Genomic DNA, 18,208 nt, shown 5'->3' with positions numbered 1-18,208 from the left:
GGCACGATAGCCACCGGTGCGGGGGGTGTGGTGCGTCGATCGGCACCCGGCCTGGCTCGGGTGTGCCGGGATCTCGTAGGGTGGCGCGCACGGGACGTGGTGGCAGGCACCACGAGAGCAAGGGCATCAGACGCCGCGGCAGCGGCGGGGCGGGGCGGTGACCAGAAGATGGCGGAGACGACAGCTGTTTCCGGAGGTCCCGAGCCGGCAGCGGACTCGGGCCCCTGGGACGCCGTACCGCCGCTCGCCCACCGGCCCGCGGAGGAGCACCCGCCCGGGCCCGCCGCGCTGTACGAGCCGCCGGTGCCCCCGGCCGCACCCCCGGGGCCCCCGGCCGTGCCGCCGGCCCCGCCGGTCGCGCCCACCGGCTGGACCCTCACCGGCCTGCCCGCCGCCGGCGCCCCCGCCCAGGCGGCGCCGCAGCAGCCGCCGGCCCCCGGTGCGGCCGCGGCCCCGGCCGCTCCGGGCGGGCTGGGCGCCTCGCCGCGCGGCCGGATCCTGGTGATCGAGGGCGGCTACGGCAACGCCGGCCGCCGCACCTGGGGCCGGGGCGGCCCCACCCAGGCGCCGGTGCTGTCGGCGATGCTCGCCGCCGTCTCGCCGCAGGTGCTGCTCGCCGCGGACGCGGTGGACGCCGTCCACCTCCCCGGCGCCAGCGACCCGCACACCGTCCTCGCCCACCTGCGCGCCGCCTCCCGGCACCCCGGGCCGCTGCTGGTCCACCTGGGCGGGCACGTCGTCGCCGACAAGCGAGGCGGGCAGCTGCAGCTCACCCTGCGCGACTCCAGGCAGGACGGTCTGCCCTGGCAGGCCCTCGCCGCCGAACTGAGCCACCGTCCGGCCGAGTGGCAGACCCTGGTCATCGCCGACCTGAGCGCCGACCAGAACGCCTGGCCGTACCTCCAGGGCACCATCTCTCCGCTCAGCGAGGGCCTCCCGCTGTGGGCCGTCGTCAGCCCGGACCCGGAGCAGATCGGCACCTTCACCCGCGCCCTGATCGAGGCCCTGCACGGCGGACGCCCGGGCGCGGGCGAGGTGCTCGCTCCCGAACAGCTGCGCCAGCAGGTGTACTCGGTGCTGCGGCCGGACGTGGTCATCCTGGCCACCCACACCCCGGACCGCCCGGTCTTCCGTAACACCGCCCGGCGGGGCGAGGCCCCGGCCGCCGACGTCCTGCTGCCGGTGCCGGACCCGCGTCCGGTCATGGACGCGGCGCCGGCCGAGCCGGCGCTGCCCGTCGCACCGCCGCTGCCGCGCCAGGCGGAGCCCCGGGACGCCGTGGTCGAGCGGGCCCCGGTGGCCGAAGTCCCGTCAGCCGGGGCCCCGGTGGCCGAAACCCCGGTCGACGCCCTGGCGCCGGTCACGCCCGTCGGCGGACCGGTGAACCTGGTCAAGCCCGGCGTGCCGCCCACGCCGCCGCGGCCGGCCCGCCCGGTCAGCCTGCGGAAGGCGGGCGAGCAGCCTGCCGAGGCACCGTCGGGCGTCAGCCTGCACAAGGCCGCCGGTGCCGGTGCTGTGGTGGTGGCGGAGGCGGCCGTGCCGTCGACTGGTGTCACCCTGCGCAAGGCCCGGCCGGAGCCCGTGGACGCCGTTCCGGAGGCGGCTGAGGCCGTTGACCTGGCTGTGGCGGCCGGGGAGTTCACCGAGGAGCCCTGGGACGCCGTCCCGGCCGAGGCACTGCCGACGGCCGTGGAGCCGCAGGACGAGGTGCCGACCGGTGAGGTGCCGGACGACGCTGTCCCGGCAGACGAGGTCCCGGCCGATGAGGTGCCGGCCGATGAGGTGCCCGTCGCGGAGGTGGCGGAGGTGCCCGTCGCGGAGGAGCCGCAGGTCGAGGTGCCCCAGGACGAGGTTCCGGTCGACGCTCAGCCCGCTCAGCTCGCTCAGCCGGCTCAGCCCGAGGCACCCGCTCAGGCCCAGGCGCCCGCCGACCGGCAGGCGGGCGCCCCGGCTGCCGGCGCGCCGCGCGAGGACTACCGCGAGGTCATCGGACGGATCGTCCGCAGCGCCGACGCCGGGGACCACGCCGCCGCCACCGACCTCGCCTTCGCCCTGGAGCTGGAGGCGATCGCCGAGCACGGGGCGGTCTCCGAGACGGTGCTCCAGGTGCGTCAGGTGCGCGCCCACGTCTGCCGGCTGGCGGGCCGGACCGCCGAGGCGGCCAGCATCTACCGCGAGGTGGCGCTGACGCTGCTGCGCTCGCAGGGGGCGGAGGACCCGGAGGCCCAGCGGGCGGCCACCAACGCCGAGGCCTGCTGGCGTTCGATCACGGACCGGGCTGAGGCCATCCGCATCGCCCCGGAGATCATCGAGCTGCGGGCCTTCCTCCCGGGCCGGGACAACCGCAAGCTCCGGGCCGCCGAGCGCTACCTGGCGCAGCTGGCGGCGGCCCCGGCGGGCGCCGACCAGGCCTGAGCCGGGCGGCCCCCGGCCCCCGGCCCCCGGCGCCGTCGAAGACCAGCGAACGGCGAACAGAAAACAGCGAACGGATGACAGATGTTGAAATCTGTCATCCGTTCGCTGTTATCTGTCAGCTGTCACGTGTCAGCTCACTCGTCAGCCGCCACCCGAGCGCGGCCACGAGCGCCCACCCGACCAGCTGCTTACTGCTCGTCGCCCTGGCTGTCGTCGTTGCCCAGGAGGTCGCCCGCGAGCGCGTGGACGAACTTGGCGCCGTCGATGGTGCCCAGGCCGCTCGAGAGGTCGTAGCCCTCGGTGGCGTTGTAGCCGGTGACGCCGCCCCACCCGTTGTCGCCGTCCTTGACGTCGACGATGCCGCTCCACTTGCTCGGCAGCAGGCTCAGGCCGTACAGGCTCGGGTTGATCTGGCCGAGGCGGTGGCCGGCGAGCTGGTCGGCGAGCGCGACGATGCCCGAGAACAGCGGGGTGGCCTCGCTGGTGCCGCCGGTGAGGTGCCAGCCGACCGCGGTCGGGTCGTAGGACTCGTAGGTCCAGGCGGCACCGTCGACGGCCGCGCTCATGCTGATGTCCGGGGTGCCGCGGTGCGCACCGGTGACGTTCGCGACGCCGGCCTGGTACCACGGGCGCTGGAAGATGCCGGACACGCCGCCGCCGCCGGCGCCGGACTTGTCGTGCCACACCTTGTCGGCCGCGGTGCGCTTGCCGCTGTCGTCCAGGGTCAGCTGGGTGCCGCCGATGGAGGTGACCAGCGGGTCCGAGGACGGCCAGGAGTTGACCTTGAACGGGTACAGGTCGGTGCCGTTGGTCTGCGAGTCGGTCGCGCCGTTGTCGCCGGAGGCGGCGAGCACGGTGACGTTGCGGTCGGCGGCGGCCTTGAAGGCGTAGCGCAGGTCGGTCAGCGACTTGAAGTCGCCCTTGTCGTAGCCCGGGAAGGTGTTCTCGGTGGCGCCGAAGCTCTGCGAGATGACGTCGCCGACGCCCTTCTTGATGAGGTCCTTCTCGGCGTCCATCATCTCGGGCAGGCCGGTGGTGCCCTCGGTCTCGGCGACGCCGGTCTCGACCAGGACGATGTGCGCGTCGGGGGCGATCGCGTGGGCGTACTCGACGTCCAGGGTGGTCTCGCCGGCCCAGCCGGTGTGGTCGGGGTTCTTCGGGTCGAAGGCGGGGACGTTGCCCCACTTCCGCACCTCGACCTGGGTGTCCTTGATGCCCCACTGCTTGTCGAAGACCTCCAGGTCGTGCTGGATGGTCGGCGAGCCGAAGGAGTCGACGATGACGATCGTCCGGCCCTTGCCGGTGACGCCCTCCTGGTAGAGCGGGCCCAGGTTGTAGGCGGCCTGGTACTGGACCGGCGAGTAGCAGTGGATGCCGATCTGGCTGACGCACTGGGTGGTGCTCAGCGGCGCCGGGCGGGTGGTGGCGAGGTGGTGGCCGAAGGAGGCCGGGCGGACGTGGACGCCCGAGAGGTCGTGCGCGGGGGCGGCGGTCGCGGCGCCGACGGCCGGGACGGCAACGGTGCCGGCGGTGAGGGCGGTGGCCCCCACGGCGAGCAGAGCCAGGGCACGGCGGAGGGTAGCGGGGCTGCCCATGGGACTCCTTGGGACGCAGAGGGCCCGACCTGAGGTGGTCGGGTCGGTTTCGGACATCCCATCGAGCGCCGCATGATCATGCCATAGTCATTTGGTGGGGTCAGCTGACCAGGTGCATGGTCATGATCGGCCACGCGAAAAGGTAAAGGCCGTCCCAGGGAAAAGTAACCGCGCACCTGGGACGGCCATATGATGACACGTCAGTAATATTCAATGAATATTAACCGTATCTACCCAGCACCCCCGCACTTCAATCGAAGTCGTCACAGTCGGGGCGACTACCGGGCGCCGCCGTTGACGTACAGCGTCTGCCCGCTGACGTACGAGGCCTCCTCGCTCGCCAGGAAGGACACCACCGAGGCGACCTCCTCCGGCTGCCCGACCCGGCGCAGCGGCGTGCGTGCGGACACCTCGGCCTGGTGGTCCTCGGCGGTGGCGCCGACCCGCTCGGCGGTGGCCGCCGTCATCGCGGTGGCGATGTAGCCGGGGGCGACGGCGTTGACGTTGATGTTGAACGGCCCGAGCTCGATCGCCAGGGTCGCGGTGAGCCCCTGGATGCCGGCCTTGGCGGCCGCGTAGTTGGCCTGGCCCCGGTTGCCCAGCGCGGAGCGCGAGCTGAGCGAGACGATCTTCCCGTACTTCTGCGCCACCATGTACTTCTGCGCCACGTGGCTGCAGTTGTACGCGCTGGTCAGGTTGACGGTCAGGACGGCGTCCCAGTCGGCCTTGGGCATCTTGAAGAACAGGTTGTCCCGGGTGATCCCGGCGTTGTTCACCAGGACGTGCAGCCCGCCGAGGTCCTCCGCGATCCGCGCGAACACCTCCTCGACGGCGTCGTAGTCGGCCACGTCGCAGCCGTAGGCCCGGGCGGTGCCGCCCTTGGCGGTGATCTCGGCGACCGTCCCGGCCGCCCGTTCGGCCGTCAGGTCGACCACTGCGACCGCGGCGCCCTCCTCCGCCAGCCGGCGGGCGGTGGCCGCCCCGATGCCCTGCGCCGCGCCGGTCACCACGGCGACCTTGCCCGTGAATCGAGCCATGTCAGTTCCTCCGCTCATGTGGAAACTCCCTCGGACGTCCTCGGCCGCAGCCGTTCCGGACGTCAGCCGTTCCGGACGTCGATCGCTCCGGACGTCGATCGCTCCGGACGTCAGCGTTCCGGACGTCGATCGCTCCGGGCGCCAGCTGCTCCGGACGTCAACCGACCCGGACGTCAGCCGTTCTCGACCAGCACGGCCGTACCCTGCCCCACACCCACGCACATCGTGGCCAGGCCGCGCCGGGCGCCGGTGCGGCGCATGCGGTGCAGCAGGGTGGTGAGGATGCGGGCGCCCGAGCCGCCCAGCGGGTGGCCGAGGGCGATCGCCCCGCCGCTCGGGTTGACCACCTCGTCGGCCCGCTCCGGGCTGAACCCGATGCCGTCGGCGGAGGCCAGCGCCTGGGCGGCGAAGGCCTCGTTGAGCTCGGCGGTGTCCAGGTCGGCGAGGTCCCAGCCTGCCCGGCCGAGCACCTTGGCGGTGGCCGGTACCGGGCCGATGCCCATGACGTCCGGGTGCACCCCGGCCGAGGCCCCGGCCACGTAGCGGCCGAGCGGCTGGAGTCCGAGGTCGCGCAGCGCCTCCTCGCTGACCAGGACGAGGCCGGCCGCGCCGTCGTTCATCGGCGAGGCGTTCCCGGCCGTGACGGTGCCGTCCGGGCGGAAGGCGGGCTTGAGCCGGGCGAGCTTCGCCAGGCTGGTGTCCTCGCGGATGCCCTCGTCCTGGCTCACCGTCACCCCGTCCGGCCGCTCGACCGGGACCAGTTCGGCATCGAAGTGCCCGTCCTTGCGGGCGGCGGCGGCCCGCTGGTGGCTGCGCAGCGCGAAGGCGTCCTGCCGCTCGCGCCCGATGCCGTACCGGCCCGCCACCTCCTCGGCGGTCTCGCCCATGCTGAGCACGCCGTGCAGTTCGGCCATCCGGGGGTTGGTGAGCCGCCAGCCGAGCCGGGTGTCGTGGGTCTCGATCCGGTGCGGCAGCGCCTCGTCGGGGCGGGGCAGGATGAAGGGCGCGCGGGTCATCGACTCGCAGCCGCCGGCCAGCACCACCTCGGCCTCGCCGGAGCCGATGGCCCGGGCGGCGAGGGTGACGGCCTCCAGGCCGGAGGCGCAGAGCCGGTTGACGGTGGCGCCGGGGACGGTCTCCGGCAGGCCGGCCAGCAGGACGGCCATCCGGGCGGCGTTGCGGTTGTCCTCGCCGGCCTGGTTGGCGGCGCCCCAGTAGACGTCGTCGATCCGGGCCGGGTCGAGGGCGGGTACGTCGGCGAGCAGGGCGCGCAGCACGGTGGCCGAGAGGTCGTCCGGCCGGACCGTGGCGAGCGCTCCGCGCAGTCGGCCGATGGGTGTGCGGCGGGCTGCGGCGAAGTAGACGGGACGCACGTCGTGCTCCTTGTCGAAGGGGGGTGGGTCAGAAGGCGTTGACGCCGGTCAGGGCACGCCCGATGAGCAGTTGGTGGATCTGGCTGGTGCCCTCGTAGAGGGTCATCACCCGGGCGTCGCGCAGGTACTTGCCGACGGGGTACTCGTCGATGAAGCCGTAGCCGCCGAAGACCTGGAGCGCGTTGTTGGCGGCCCGGACGGCGGCCTCGCTCGCGTAGAGCTTGGCGACGGAGGACTCGGTGGCGAACGGGAGGCCGCGTTCGATGTGGTCGGCGACCTTCCACGTGAGCAGCCGGGCCGCCTCGACGTCCACCGCGATGCCGGCCAGCAGTTCCTGGACGAGCTGGTGCGAGGCGATCGGCTTGCCGAACTGCTCGCGTTCGCCCGCGTAGCGGACGGCCGCCTCCAGGCAGGCCCGGGCGATGCCGACGCAGCCGGCCGCGACCGACATCCGCCCCTTTGCCAGGGCCGCCATCGCCACCGTGAAGCCCTTGCCGAGCTCGCCGAGCCGGGCGCTGTCGGGCACCCGGACGGCGTCCAGGGTGAGTTCGGCGGTGGCCTGGCCGCGCAGGCCGAGCTTCCCGTGGATCTCGGTGCGGCCGAAGCCGGGCAGGTCGGTGGGGACGAGGAAGGCGGTGATGCCCCGGTGACCCTGCTGTTCGGGCCGGTCGCCGCCGGTGCGGGCGAAGACCAGGGCGACGTCGGCCCAGGTGCCGTTGGTGATGAAGGTCTTGGTGCCGCTGATCAGCCAGTCGTCGCCGTCCCGGACGGCCCGGGTGGTGAGGTTGGCGGCGTCCGAGCCGGTGCCGGGTTCGGTGAGCGCGAAGCAGGCGAGTGCCTCGCCGGAGGTGAGCCGGGGCAGCCAGTGCCGCTTCTGCTCCTCGGTCCCGAAGCCGTTGACCGACTTGCCGACCAGGCCGAGCGAGACCGAGACGATGCCGCGCACGGCGGAGTCCCCGCGCCCGAGTTCCTCCAGCACCAGGCAGTACGCGAGGTGGTCGCCGCCGCTGCCGCCGTACTCCTCGGGGATGGTCAGGCCGAGGAAGCCGACCTTGCCGAGCTTGCCGATGATCGCGCGGTCCACCTGTTCGGCGCGGTCCCACTCGGCGGCGTACGGAGCGATCTCGCGGTCGGTGAAGGAGGCGGCGAGGTCCCGGACGGCGGCCTGCTCCTCGGACAACTCCAGGTTCACGACGGTGCCCACCTCGATAAACTAGCGCTGCAAGTTTTACGAGGGGACTGTAGCTCCGACCCGCCGTACTGGGAAGGGGCACCTGTCAGAATCGGTCCCCACCCACCCGACCGGAGGTACCGCCCGATGGCCCGCCCGCGCACCCCGCTGCTCAGCCGCGACCGCATCGTCGCCGCTGCTCTGCGGCTGATCGACGGCGAGGGGCTGGAGGTCCTCTCTACCCGCCGCCTCGCCGCCGAGCTGTCGGTCAGCGGGCCGTCGCTCTACAACCACTTCGCCACCAAGGACGAACTCCTGGACGCGGTGGTGGACAGCGTCATCGGGGAAGTCGACCTGTCGATGTTCAGCACCCCGGGCACGCCCTGGCCGCAGGCGCTGCGCGACTGGGCGCGCTCCTACCGTGCCGCGCTGGCCGCCCACCCCAACATCGTCCCGGTGCTCGCCCAGGGCCCGGGGCGCCGGCCCAACGCGCTGCGCCTGGCCGACGCCGTCTTCGGACACCTGGTCGAGTCCGGATGGCCGCGCGGCCAGGCGACCCGGATCGGCGCGCTGATGCGCTACTTCGTCACCGGCTCCGCGCTGGCCTCCTTCGCGGCCGGCTTCCCGGCGGATGCCGAGGTCTACGACGCGGCCGACTACCCCCACCTCGGCGAGGCGCACCGGCTCGCCGGGCACCGGGGGACGGTCGACGAGGGCGCCTTCGAGACCGGCCTGGAGGCGCTGCTGGACGGGCTCGCCCTGCGCTTCGAGCGCCTCGCCGTGCGCTCCTGACACGCGGCGGCCGACGCGCGGCAGCGGGCGCGCGGGACCGGACCGGGCGCGCGCGTGGGCCGGGTGCGCGGGACCAGGTGCGCGCGGGACCAGGTGCGCCAGGGCCCGGGGCTACCAGGGTTCGCGGGCCAGGAAGGCCGGCCGCTGCTCCGGGTCCACCGGGTCGTAGTACCGGTGGTAGACCGGCGTCAGCCCACCGGAGACCGGGGGCACGATCCAGCTCCAGTCCGCCGGGGTCGGGCGGCCGAGCCGCTGCTCCTGGGCGACGTGCTTGAGGAAGCGCTCCGACTCGGTGTGGTGGTCGGCGATCGTCACCCCGGCCTCCTGGAAGGAGTGCAGCACCGCCAGGTTGAGCTCGACCAGGGCGCGGTCGCGCCAGAGCGTGCGGTCATTGGAGGTGTCCAGGCCCAGCCGGTCGGCGACGGTGCCCAGCATGTCGTAGCGGTCGGCGTCGGCGAGGTTGCGGGCGCCGATCTCGGTGCCCATGTACCAGCCGTTGAACGGCGCGGTGGGGTAGCGGACGCCGCCGATCTCCAGCGTCATGTCGCTGATCGCGGGCACCGCGTACCAGCGCAGTCCGAGGTCGGCGAACCAGGGGTGCTCGGGGTGGCTCAGCGGCACCTCCAGGGTGGTGTCGTCGGGGAGTTCGTACCAGCGGGGCCGTTCGCCCGGCCGTTCCTGGATCAGCAGCGGGAGCGCCTCGAAGCGGTCCTCGGCGCACTTCCAGCCGAGGTCGCGGGCCCGGGTGGTGAGCGCGGCGCCCGCCGGGTCGCCGATCACGGTGGCGCCCTGCGGGCCGTCGTCGACCCGGTGCCCGGCGTAGCGGACCAGCTGCTGGTTGAGGATCCGCGCGGCCGGGCGGCCCGGGCGGTCGGGGGCGAACACCGAGACCACCGGGCGGATCCGGCCGCCGTTGCCCGCCAGCCGCAGGTGCTCGAAGCACTCGGCGGCGATGTCGTCGGCGGCGGACAGGTGGCGCAGGTCGCGGACCACCAGGCTGCGCCAGTACAGCCGACCGATGCAGCGGGCGGCGTTGCGCCAGGCGAGCTTGGCGCCGTAGGCGAGTTCGGCGGGGGTGTGCCGGTAGCCGCCGGTGCGGTCGATCTCCTCCCGCACGGCCCGCAGCCGGGGCTCCGGGTCGCCGGCCGCGGGCTGCTCGCGGTGGAACTGCCGGATGAAGTCGGCGGCCTGCTCGGGATCGGTGAACGGCGCTGGTGCGGGCGGCAGTTGAGGCTGTGGCCCCGGGGGTACGGGCGGCGTGGCGAATTGACCGGTGAGTCGGCCGACGGGTGGCGCGACGGGTTCGGCGGCGAACGGCGCGACGGGTGGCGCGAAGGCCGTCGCGGTGTGGGTGTGGGCGTACGGACAGCCGCCGCTCGGGGCGGTGGCGGTTCTGCGGGTACGGAGCCGGTTGAAGATCAAGGACACATCCCTCCTGCCGCCCAGGAGTACCGGAGGTGTCCGGCCCGGCGCAGGGAGTGAACGATTCGGCCCCCGCACCCGCGCTGAGCGCGCTAGGGTGCGGGGGCCGAAGGTCAGACTGTACGACCGGTTGCTGCGGGGCAGGTCAGCCCATGTCCTCCAGCCGGACGCCCTTGGTCTCCTTCATGAACTTCGCCACGAAGACCAGCGACAGGGCCGCGAAGGCCGCGTACACCAGGTAGGTCGCGGAGAGGTTCCAGCGCGACAGCGACGGGAACGAGACGGTGATCACCCAGTTGGCGATCCACTGCGCGGAGGCGGCGACGGACAGCGCGGCGGCGCGGATCCGGTTCGGGAACATCTCGCCGAGCATCACCCAGACGACGACGCCCCAGGACATCGCGAAGAACAGCACGAAGGCGTTGGCGGAGATCAGCGCGACGGTGCCCTGGAGGTCGGGCAGCGAGACGTTGTCGCCGGAGCCGGTGGCGGAGGAGAACGCCCAGCCGGCCGCGGCCAGGGTGACGGCCATGCCGGCCGAGCCGATCAGGGCGAGCGGCTTGCGGCCGATCCGGTCGACCAGCAGGATCGCGATCACGGTGCCGAGGATGTTGATGACCGAGCCGATGAAGCTGATCAGCAGCGAGTTGCTCTGGTCGATGCCGACGGACTGCCACAGGATCGACGAGTAGTAGAAGATCACGTTGATGCCGACCAGCTGCTGGAAGACCGACAGGCCGATGCCGACCCAGACGATCGGGAGCAGGCCGAAACGGCCGCCGAGCAGGTCGCGGAAGCGCGGGCGGTGGTCGGAGGCGATCAGTGACTGCACCTCGGCGATCCGGGCGTCGGCGTCCACGCCCTCGCCCTCGACCTCGGCCAGCACCTTGCGGGCGTCGTCCAGGCGCTCGGCCTGGATCAGGTAGCGCGGGGACTCGGGGATCACCGAGGCCAGCACGAAGTAGACCACGGCGGGGACGACGCAGACGCCGAGCATCCACTGCCAGGCCTCCAGGCCGAGCAGTCGGCCGCGGGTGTCGCCGCCGGCGGCGTCCGCCAGCACCCAGTTGACCAGCTGGGATATCGCGATGCCGAGCACGATCGCGGCCTGCTGGAAGGAGGCCAGCCGACCGCGGTACTTGGTCGGCGCGACCTCGGCGATGTAGGTCGGGGCGATCACCGAGGCGATGCCGATGGCCGCGCCGCCGAGGACGCGCCACAGGGCGAGGTCCCAGGGCGAGAACGGCACCATCGAGCCGACGGCGCTGACCGCGAACAGCAGCGCGCCGGCCTTCATGACCTTGATGCGGCCGTAGCGGTCGGCGAACCGGCCGGCCAGCGCGGCGCCGACCGCGGAGCCCAGCAGCGCGGAGGACACGATCAGGCCGGTCTCGCCGCTGCCGACCCCGAACTTCCCCTGGATGCCGGAGACCGCGCCGTTGATCACGGAGCTGTCGTAGCCGAAGAGGAAGCCGCCGAGGGCTGCGGCCGCGGTGATGAAGACAACGAAGCCGAGGCGGCCGGGCGCGGTGGCCTCGGTCGCCCCGGAGGGCTTCTGGGTGACGCTCACGATCTTGACTCCTGGTACTCAACGCTGAGCTCGGTAGCCGAGATCGTAACCCCTGTTCGTTCAAGCCTTGTAGACGGGGAGCCTCAATTTTTGCTCTGAGAATTCGTAAGGTGAACAAGCAAATTGAGCCCCCCCGCTGCTGTCGCCGCCGCGGCCGGGCCGCTTCGGCCCGGTGCGCCGGGGCGGGCTCACGCCGGGGCGGACAGCGAGAGCCCGAACCGGCCCTCGGGGTCGGTCCACCAGTGGGTCAGCCGCAGTCCGGCCGCCGCCAGCTCCCCGCTCACCCGCTCCCGGGTGAACTTGGCCGACACCTCGGTGCGCAGCTCCTCGCCCCGGTCGAAGTGCACCGGCAGGTTCAGGGCCGGGATCTTCACGGTCTGCGAGCGCAGCGAGCGCAGCCGCATCTCGATCCACTCCTGCTCCCGGTCCCAGAGCGCGACGTGCTCGAACGCGGTGGGGTCGAAGTCGGCGCCCAGCTCGCGGTTGAGCACGTTGAGCACGTTGCGGTTGAACTCGGCGGTCACCCCGGCGCCGTCGTCGTAGGCGGCGACCAGCACCGCCGGGTCCTTGACCAGGTCGGTGCCCAGCAGCAGGAAGTCGCCCGGGTCGAGGGCGGCCCGCAGGCCGCGCAGGAAGACCGCGCGCTCCTGCGGGAGCAGGTTGCCGAGGGTGCCGCCCAGGAAGGCGATCAGTCGGGGGCCGCCGTCCGGGGGCAGGCCGAGCCGGGCGGTGAAGTCGGCCAGCACCCCGTGTACGGCCAGGCCCGGGTACTCGGCGGCGAGCGCGGTGCCGGCCGCGACCAGCGCGCTCTCGCTGACGTCCACCGGGACGTAGGCCTCCAGGTCGCCGGTCGAGCGCAGCGCGTCGAGCAGCAGCCGGGTCTTCTCGGAGGAGCCGGAGCCCAGTTCGACCAGGGTGCGGGCGCGGGTGGCGGCGGCGATCTCGTCGGCCCGGGCGGTGAGGATGGCCCGCTCGGCGCGGGTCGGGTAGTACTCGGGCAGCCGGGTGATCTCCTCGAACAGCTCGCTGCCCCGGGCGTCGTAGAACCACTTCGGCGGCAGCCATTTCGGCTCGGCGGTCAGCCCGTGCCGGACGTCGTGGTGCAGCGCCGTGCTGAAGTGGTCGGCGGGCAGCAGCCGGGTGAGATCGAATGTGTCCATGACAGGGTTGGTCCTCTGTTCAGAAGATGAAGGGAGAGTGGAGGGTCAGTAGTGGCGGGGGAGCGGCCGGACGGAGACGCCCGCGGCGTCGGCCAGCAGCAGGGAGCCGTCCGGGGCGAGCGTCCAGCCCGGATCGTCGTCGTACGGCTCGGAGGCCACCACGGTGCCGAGGCCGGGCAGCTCGCGGTGGTGCAGGGTGTCGCCCCAGGTGGTCGCGGCGAGCGCGGTGCCGTCGGTGAGCAGCAGGTTGAGCCGCCCGGTGGTGTGCGCGGCGACGTCGGCCACGGTGCCGGCCAGTGCCTCGCCGAGGTCCGCGCCCCGGCGCAGCCGGTGCAGGGTGAGTGCCCACAGCAGGGCCGAGTCGGTGCGGGCCTCCAGCTCCAGCAGCTCGGCGGGCGGCAGCAGGGCGGCGAGGGCGTCCAGCTTGCCGGGCCAGCCGGCCACCGCGCCGTTGTGGCTGAACAGCCAGCGCCCGGCGGCGAACGGCGCGGCCGCGTTCTCGCCCGCCGCGCAGCCCTCGGTCGCGGAGCGCACGGCCGCCACCAGCGCCCGGGTGCGGACCACCCGGGCGAGATCGGCGAACGTCGTGTCCGCCCAGATCGGCCCGGCCCGGCGGTAGCGGGCGGGCTGTTCGTCGCCGTCCGCGTACCAGCCAAGGCCGAAGCCGTCCACGTTGACCGTCCCGTACTGCTGGGTCCGGGGCGCCCAGGACTGCCGGTACAGCGCGTACGGTGGATTCACCAGGAGCTCCTGCGGTGCCACCGGCCCTCCCAGGTAGGCGAGGTGGCGGCACATCAGGCCTCCCCGGGGGCGGGGTCCAGGCTGCGGGCGGTGCGGAAGCCCGCGAAGATCTGCCGCCGGACGGGATAGTCCCAGTTCCGGAAGGTGCCCCGGCAGGCGACCGGTGCCACCGCGAAGCAGCCGCCGCGCAGCACCTTGTACTCGGGCCCGAAGAAGACCTCCGAGTACTCCTGGTACGGCCAGGCCCGGAACCCCGGGTAGGAGTGGAAGTCGCTGGCCGTCCACTCCCACACGTCGCCCATCAACTGGCGGACTCCATAAGGTGATTGGCCGCCCGGGTAGCTGCCGGCCGCAGCCGGGCGCAGATGCCGCTGGCCGAGGTTGGCGTGCTCGGGGCCGGGCGGGCCGTCGCCCCAGGGGTAGCGGCGCGAGCGGCCGGTGGCCGGGTCGTGCCGGGCCGCCTTCTCCCACTCGGCCTCGGTCGGCAGTCGGCGCCCGGCCCAGCGGGCGTAGGCGTCCGCCTCGTACCAACTGACGTGCAGCACCGGCTCGTTCGGCGGGACGGGCTCGACGGTGCCGAAGTGGCGGCGCAGCCACTGGCCGTCTTCTCGTCGCCAGAACAGCGGGGCGGTCAGGCCGGCGTACAGGCGGTGCTCCCAGCCCTCCGGCGTCCACCAGCGCGGCTCGTCGTAGCCGCCGTCGGCGATGAAGCGCTGGTAGGCGGCGTTGGTGACCGGGGTGGTGTCCAGGAAGTATCCCGGCAGCTGCACGGTGTGCGCCGGTCGCTCGTTGTCCAGCGCCCACGGCTCGATGTCCGTGCCCATGGTGAACGGGCCTTCGGGGATGAGGACTTCGGCCGGCAGGGTGGCCGCGTCGGCGGGCGTCGGCGGCGGCGGGGGAGCGGCCAGTGCGGGCTCGCCCCGGCGGAGCTGATGGGTGATCAGCATCGTTTCGTCGTGCTGCTGTTCGTGCTGGGCGATCATCCCGAAGGCGAACCCGGCCTCCAATAGCGGTGCGCCCTCCAGCGGGCTGGCGGCCAGCAGGTCCAGCACCCGGCCGCGCACCTCGTGGGCGTAGGCGCGGGCCTCGGCGGGCGGCAGCAGCGGCAGGCTGGGGCGCTCGGCCCGGGGGTGCTGGAACGCGTCGTACAGCGGGTCGATCTCGGGGTGCATCGGGTCGCGGCCGCCGACGTTGCGCAGCAGCCAGAGTTCCTCCTGGTTGCCGATGTGCGCGAGGTCCCAGACCAGCGGGGACATCAGCGGCGAGTGCTGGGCGGTGAGATCGGCGTCCTCGACGCAGTCGGTCAGCGCGGCGGTCCGGGCGCGGGCGGCCAGCAGCTCGACGGCGATGCTCTCGCGCAGCGCCTCGCTGCCCGCGGACGGCTCGGCGGCGCCTCCCCCCGGGGTGGCGGGCGGTCGGACGTCGGTCATGATGCCTCCTCCGGGGGAGTGCGTCGGGTGCCGGAGCGCAGGGCGTCCAGTTGGTCGTCGGCCGGGCAGCGGCCGCGCGCGGGGTAGCGCTCGGCGAACTCGGCGACGGTGGCGCGCAGCCGTCCGGCGCCGGGCAGACGGCCCAGTGCGGCGTCGGCGGCGGCGAAGCAGGTGAGGGCGGCGCGGCGCAGCTCGGGGTCGGTGACGCCCTGGGTGGCGGCGCGGCGCCAGACCTCGCTGCGCGGCGGGCGCGGGCCGCCGGCGCGATCGAGCGGCTCCAGCGCGGCGAGTACGGTGTCGGCGGCCACCGGGTCGTCCAGCAGTGCGGTGACCAGCGCGGTGGGCACCACCCAGCCGTCCCCGGGCTGGGCGTCGATCATCCGCAGCTCCAGGTGGCCGCGCGGGCGCACCGGCGGGAACAGCGTGGTGCAGTGGTACTCCAAGTCGGCCAGCGTGGGCGGGCGTTCGTCGGCGCCGCGGATCCAGTCACGGAAGGTCAGACCGGGCGTCGTCGTCCATGGCTGGTCCTCGGGCCTTTGCACGCAGAGGACTTCGGCGTCCAGCACGTACTGGGCCCAGGCCTCGCGCGGGTCGCCGTGGTCCGGCTCGGGGGCGAGGGTGCGGCTCGGGTCCATCCGGGACCAGACGGTCTGCCGGGTGGACCGGTGGCCGGTCGGCCTGCCGTCCAGGATCGGGGAGTTGGCGAAGGCGGCGACCAGCACCGGGCCCAGCCGGTGGACCAGCTGCCAACGCCGTTCGGCCGCGTGCGGACCGGCCGCGTCGCCGGCGTCCAGGCACACCTGCACCGACGCCGTACCGGTCATCATGACCCGGCCCCAGGGCCCGGCAGAGTCGAAGAAGCGCTCCATGGCGAGGTAACGGGGGTGGTCCAGCACCATCCGGCGGGGGCGGGCCAGTGGGTCCGTCCCGGTGCCGGTGAGTCGAAGGCCCTGGGCCGCGAAGGCGGCCCGCAGGGCGGTCAGATCACGTCGGGTCTCGTCGACGCAGGCCAGGAGGCCGGTGGCGGGCGGGGAGCTGAGCTCGACCTGTCCGCCGGGTTCGAGCGTGAGGCGCGAACCGGAGGGGAGCGTGTCGCCGTCCGGACCGCCCAGGGGCAGCGACTCCAGTGCGGCGTGGAGCAGTTCCGGTGGAACGGGTCGGCTCGGACATCGGTCGTCATGGACGAACCACTCGACCTCGACCCCCACCAGACGGGGCGGTCCGATCTTGAAACAGACGCCCGACACGTGGCTGCGCGCCCCCGATTCGGTCAACGGGGTCACCCCGGTGGGGGGCGGTGGCACGCTCTGCCGGTCGGGCGGAGTGGTGCGGGATATCGGCATCGCCGGACTCACCATCCTCGGGATCACGATTGCGGCCCGGTCTACCTTGCCCAGTCTGCTACGGAGCATGCGGGGCCGCTTCGCAAATATCGCGTGAATGTTCGTTTCGGCAGGTCAGGGGGGTGGCGAACGGGTGAATGCGGAGGTTTCGAGGCAGCGGGAGGCGGGGCGCCGCCGGGGTGCCGGCCGACGGCACGTGCCGGGGTCACAGACGGTCGAGCCGCTCCAGGACGGTGTCCAGAACGGGGCCCGGCAGGGCGTAGTTGAGGCGCAGTGAGCCGGCGTTGCCCGTGCCGCCGCCCGTGCGGCCGGTGCCGCCCGTGCCACCCGCGCCGAACTCGGCGCCGTCGGAGGTCTCCAGGCCGCAGCGCTCCAGCAGCGCCGCGCGGGCGTCGGCCGCCGGCAGGCCGAGGGCGGTGGCGTCCAGCCAGAGCAGGTAGGAGGCGCGCGGGACGGAGCGGACGGCCGGGCCGAGGCGGTCGGTGAGCCGGGCGCGGGCGGCGGCGAGGTGGGCGAGCAGCGCGTCCAGCCAGGGGCCGCCCTCGCTTAGGGCGGCCCGCTGCACGGTCTGCTCCAGCAGGCCGCCCTCCCAGAGGCCGTAGCCGGCCATGGTGTCGGTGAGCCGGGCGCGCAGCCCGGGGTCCGGGACGAGGGCGAAACTGCTGGGAACGCCGGAGCAGTTGAAGGTCTTGCCGACGGAGTTGAGGGTGATGACGGAGCGCCGGTGCGCCGGGTCTGCGGTGGTGACGGCGACGGGGTGGAGGTGACCGGGGTGGGTGAGGTCGCCGTGCACCTCGTCCGAGACCAGCAGTGCGCCGCTCTCCGCCGCCCAGGCGGCGAGACCGCGTACCGCGCCGGTCGGCCAGACCATGCCGGAGGGGTTGTGCGGGTTGCTCAGCAGTACGGCGGCGGCCGGGCGGGGTAGCGGGCCGCGCGGCAGGCGGTAGCCGTTCGGGGCCAGGTGCAGCGGCAGCTCCTGGTGCCGGAGCCCGGCCGCGCGGCAGAGCTGCGCGAAGCCGCCCCACTCGGGGGTGGGGAAGAGGACGGGGGCCTGTGGCCGGACCGTCTCCAGGAGGAGGCGGAGTGCGGTGCGCGGACCGCAGGGCAGCAGCAGGACCCAGTCGGGGTCGACCTCGACGCCGTGCCGGGCGCGGTACCAGTCGGCGACCAGGGTCCGTCCGGACGGGTCGCAGACGGTGTAGCCGTACGCGCGGTGGCGGGCGCGCCGTTCCAGCGCCTCGGCGACGGCGGGTGGGCCGGGCAGGTCCATGTCCGCCAGGCCCATCGGGATCACCCCGGGGGCGGCGGCCCGGGCCCACTTGCTGCTGCCGGTGCCGGTGCGGTCGAAGGGGGTGTCGAAGCCGAAGCCGAAGTCGAAGTCGAAGTCGACGTTGGCATCGGCATCGACAGCGGCATCGACATCGAAGCGAGTGGTGGGGCCGGGGGGCGGCGAACAACTGACAGGTGACAGATTTCGAAATCTGTCATCTGTTCGATGAAAGTTGTCGTCTGTCATCCGTTCGCCGTCCCTCGCTCGCCGCCGCCATCCGCCAGGTACCGCTCCAGCCCCCGCCGGCCCCGGCGCATCATCACCGCGTGGTTCGCCCGGAACAGCGGGTGCAGCGGCAGGGCGAGCCGCCGCAACAGGGGCTTGCCGGGCCGGGCGTCCTCCTCGAACAGCACCCGGCACCCCGCGCCGCCCGGCCCGTCCGCCGTGACGGTGAACCGCGACCACCCGTTGAGGTCGCCGCGCATCTCCGCCTCCAGCACCCCGGCCGCCGGGTCGTGCCGCCGCCGCTCCAGGCCGATCACCAGCCGGTACGGCAGCAGCGCGCGGAGCACCACCTGCCCGGAGTCCGGGCTGGTCTGCCGGGCCTCACGGATCTCCGGCCACCACAGCGGGTAGCTCCGGACGTCCTCCAGTGCCGCGTACGCCGCCGCGGCCGGGGCCGTGAGCCGCCACGCGCCCCGGAAGTGGTAGTGGTTGGGATCCACCCGCCCACCCTAGGGCCTGGGGTCGCGGGGGCAGGGGTGAACGGGCGCGGTCCGCGGCCGAGTTGGCGCCCGTCCAGCGGGCCCCACCGGCGGCAGGGCTCGAACGCCCAGTGGATACCGGGCGAAGAACGCAGTTCATGGGGACGGGTGCACTCCGCTTGCAC

Annotated in this window: 14 protein-coding genes; 2 read left to right on the top strand and 12 right to left on the bottom strand. The window is 73.7% G+C overall.

Annotated elements, in window-relative coordinates; genetic code table 11:
• Nucleotides 1-168 precede the first annotated feature (168 nt).
• Nucleotides 169-2,415 (top strand): hypothetical protein, encoded by a 2,247-nt coding sequence (locus tag ACFWIS_RS04500; protein ID WP_380456453.1) that lies wholly within the window; start codon nt 169-171, stop codon nt 2,413-2,415.
• Between the two features lie 188 nt (nt 2,416-2,603).
• On the opposite strand, the gene ACFWIS_RS04495 is transcribed toward ACFWIS_RS04500, so the two are convergent.
• The 4 genes from ACFWIS_RS04495 to ACFWIS_RS04480 all read right to left on the bottom strand — a co-directional run bounded on the left by ACFWIS_RS04495 (nt 2,604) and on the right by ACFWIS_RS04480 (nt 7,612).
• Nucleotides 2,604-4,010: a S8 family serine peptidase gene (locus ACFWIS_RS04495; protein WP_380456455.1), complete on the bottom strand. Its 1,407-nt coding sequence runs from the start codon at nt 4,008-4,010 to the stop codon at nt 2,604-2,606.
• Nucleotides 4,011-4,288: 278 nt separating this feature from the next.
• Nucleotides 4,289-5,047: a 3-oxoacyl-ACP reductase FabG gene (gene fabG, locus ACFWIS_RS04490; RefSeq protein ID WP_380456457.1), complete on the bottom strand. Its 759-nt coding sequence runs from the start codon at nt 5,045-5,047 to the stop codon at nt 4,289-4,291.
• Between the two features lie 173 nt (nt 5,048-5,220).
• Complete coding sequence (locus ACFWIS_RS04485) at nt 5,221-6,420, bottom strand: thiolase family protein (RefSeq protein WP_380456458.1); 1,200 nt, start codon at nt 6,418-6,420, stop codon at nt 5,221-5,223.
• 28 nt (nt 6,421-6,448) lie between these two features.
• Nucleotides 6,449-7,612: an acyl-CoA dehydrogenase family protein gene (locus tag ACFWIS_RS04480; protein WP_380456492.1), complete on the bottom strand. Its 1,164-nt coding sequence runs from the start codon at nt 7,610-7,612 to the stop codon at nt 6,449-6,451.
• A 126-nt stretch (nt 7,613-7,738) separates the two neighbouring features.
• Here ACFWIS_RS04480 and ACFWIS_RS04475 point away from each other — a divergent pair, with 126 nt between their 5' ends.
• Nucleotides 7,739-8,383: a TetR/AcrR family transcriptional regulator gene (locus ACFWIS_RS04475; RefSeq protein WP_380456460.1), complete on the top strand. Its 645-nt coding sequence runs from the start codon at nt 7,739-7,741 to the stop codon at nt 8,381-8,383.
• 111 nt (nt 8,384-8,494) lie between these two features.
• Here ACFWIS_RS04475 and ACFWIS_RS04470 read toward each other — a convergent pair whose 3' ends face one another.
• The 8 genes from ACFWIS_RS04470 to ACFWIS_RS04435 form a co-directional block, all read right to left on the bottom strand.
• Nucleotides 8,495-9,610, bottom strand: a complete 1,116-nt coding sequence (locus ACFWIS_RS04470; RefSeq protein WP_380456494.1) for a nitric oxide synthase oxygenase — start codon at nt 9,608-9,610, stop codon at nt 8,495-8,497.
• 340 nt (nt 9,611-9,950) lie between these two features.
• A complete protein-coding gene (locus ACFWIS_RS04465; RefSeq protein WP_380456462.1) occupies nt 9,951-11,375 on the bottom strand; it encodes a sugar porter family MFS transporter in 1,425 nt (474 codons plus the stop codon).
• A gap of 188 nt (nt 11,376-11,563) precedes the next feature.
• Entirely contained in the window at nt 11,564-12,535 is a 972-nt protein-coding gene (gene egtD, locus ACFWIS_RS04460; RefSeq protein WP_380456463.1) for an L-histidine N(alpha)-methyltransferase, read from the bottom strand.
• A 45-nt stretch (nt 12,536-12,580) separates the two neighbouring features.
• Complete coding sequence (gene egtC, locus ACFWIS_RS04455) at nt 12,581-13,330, bottom strand: ergothioneine biosynthesis protein EgtC (RefSeq protein ID WP_380456465.1); 750 nt, start codon at nt 13,328-13,330, stop codon at nt 12,581-12,583.
• Entirely contained in the window at nt 13,330-14,706 is a 1,377-nt protein-coding gene (gene egtB, locus ACFWIS_RS04450; protein WP_380456467.1) for an ergothioneine biosynthesis protein EgtB, read from the bottom strand. Before egtB ends, egtC begins: the two co-directional genes overlap by 1 nt.
• Complete coding sequence (egtA, locus tag ACFWIS_RS04445) at nt 14,703-15,989, bottom strand: ergothioneine biosynthesis glutamate--cysteine ligase EgtA (RefSeq protein WP_380456496.1); 1,287 nt, start codon at nt 15,987-15,989, stop codon at nt 14,703-14,705. Before egtA ends, egtB begins: the two co-directional genes overlap by 4 nt.
• Nucleotides 15,990-16,254: 265 nt before the next feature.
• Complete coding sequence (locus ACFWIS_RS04440) at nt 16,255-17,565, bottom strand: aminotransferase class I/II-fold pyridoxal phosphate-dependent enzyme (RefSeq protein WP_380456469.1); 1,311 nt, start codon at nt 17,563-17,565, stop codon at nt 16,255-16,257.
• The gene (locus ACFWIS_RS04435) at nt 17,562-18,044 is read right to left on the bottom strand and encodes an SRPBCC family protein (RefSeq protein WP_380456470.1); all 483 of its coding nucleotides are present in this window, start codon (nt 18,042-18,044) and stop codon (nt 17,562-17,564) included. Before ACFWIS_RS04435 ends, ACFWIS_RS04440 begins: the two co-directional genes overlap by 4 nt.
• Nucleotides 18,045-18,208 lie beyond the last annotated feature (164 nt).

Source organism: Kitasatospora sp. NPDC127060 (assembly GCF_042724935.1).
Classification (GTDB): Bacteria; Actinomycetota; Actinomycetes; order Streptomycetales; family Streptomycetaceae; genus Kitasatospora.
The sequence above is the reverse complement of the archived record's forward strand: the minus strand, read 5'-3'. Positions and strand labels throughout refer to the sequence as shown.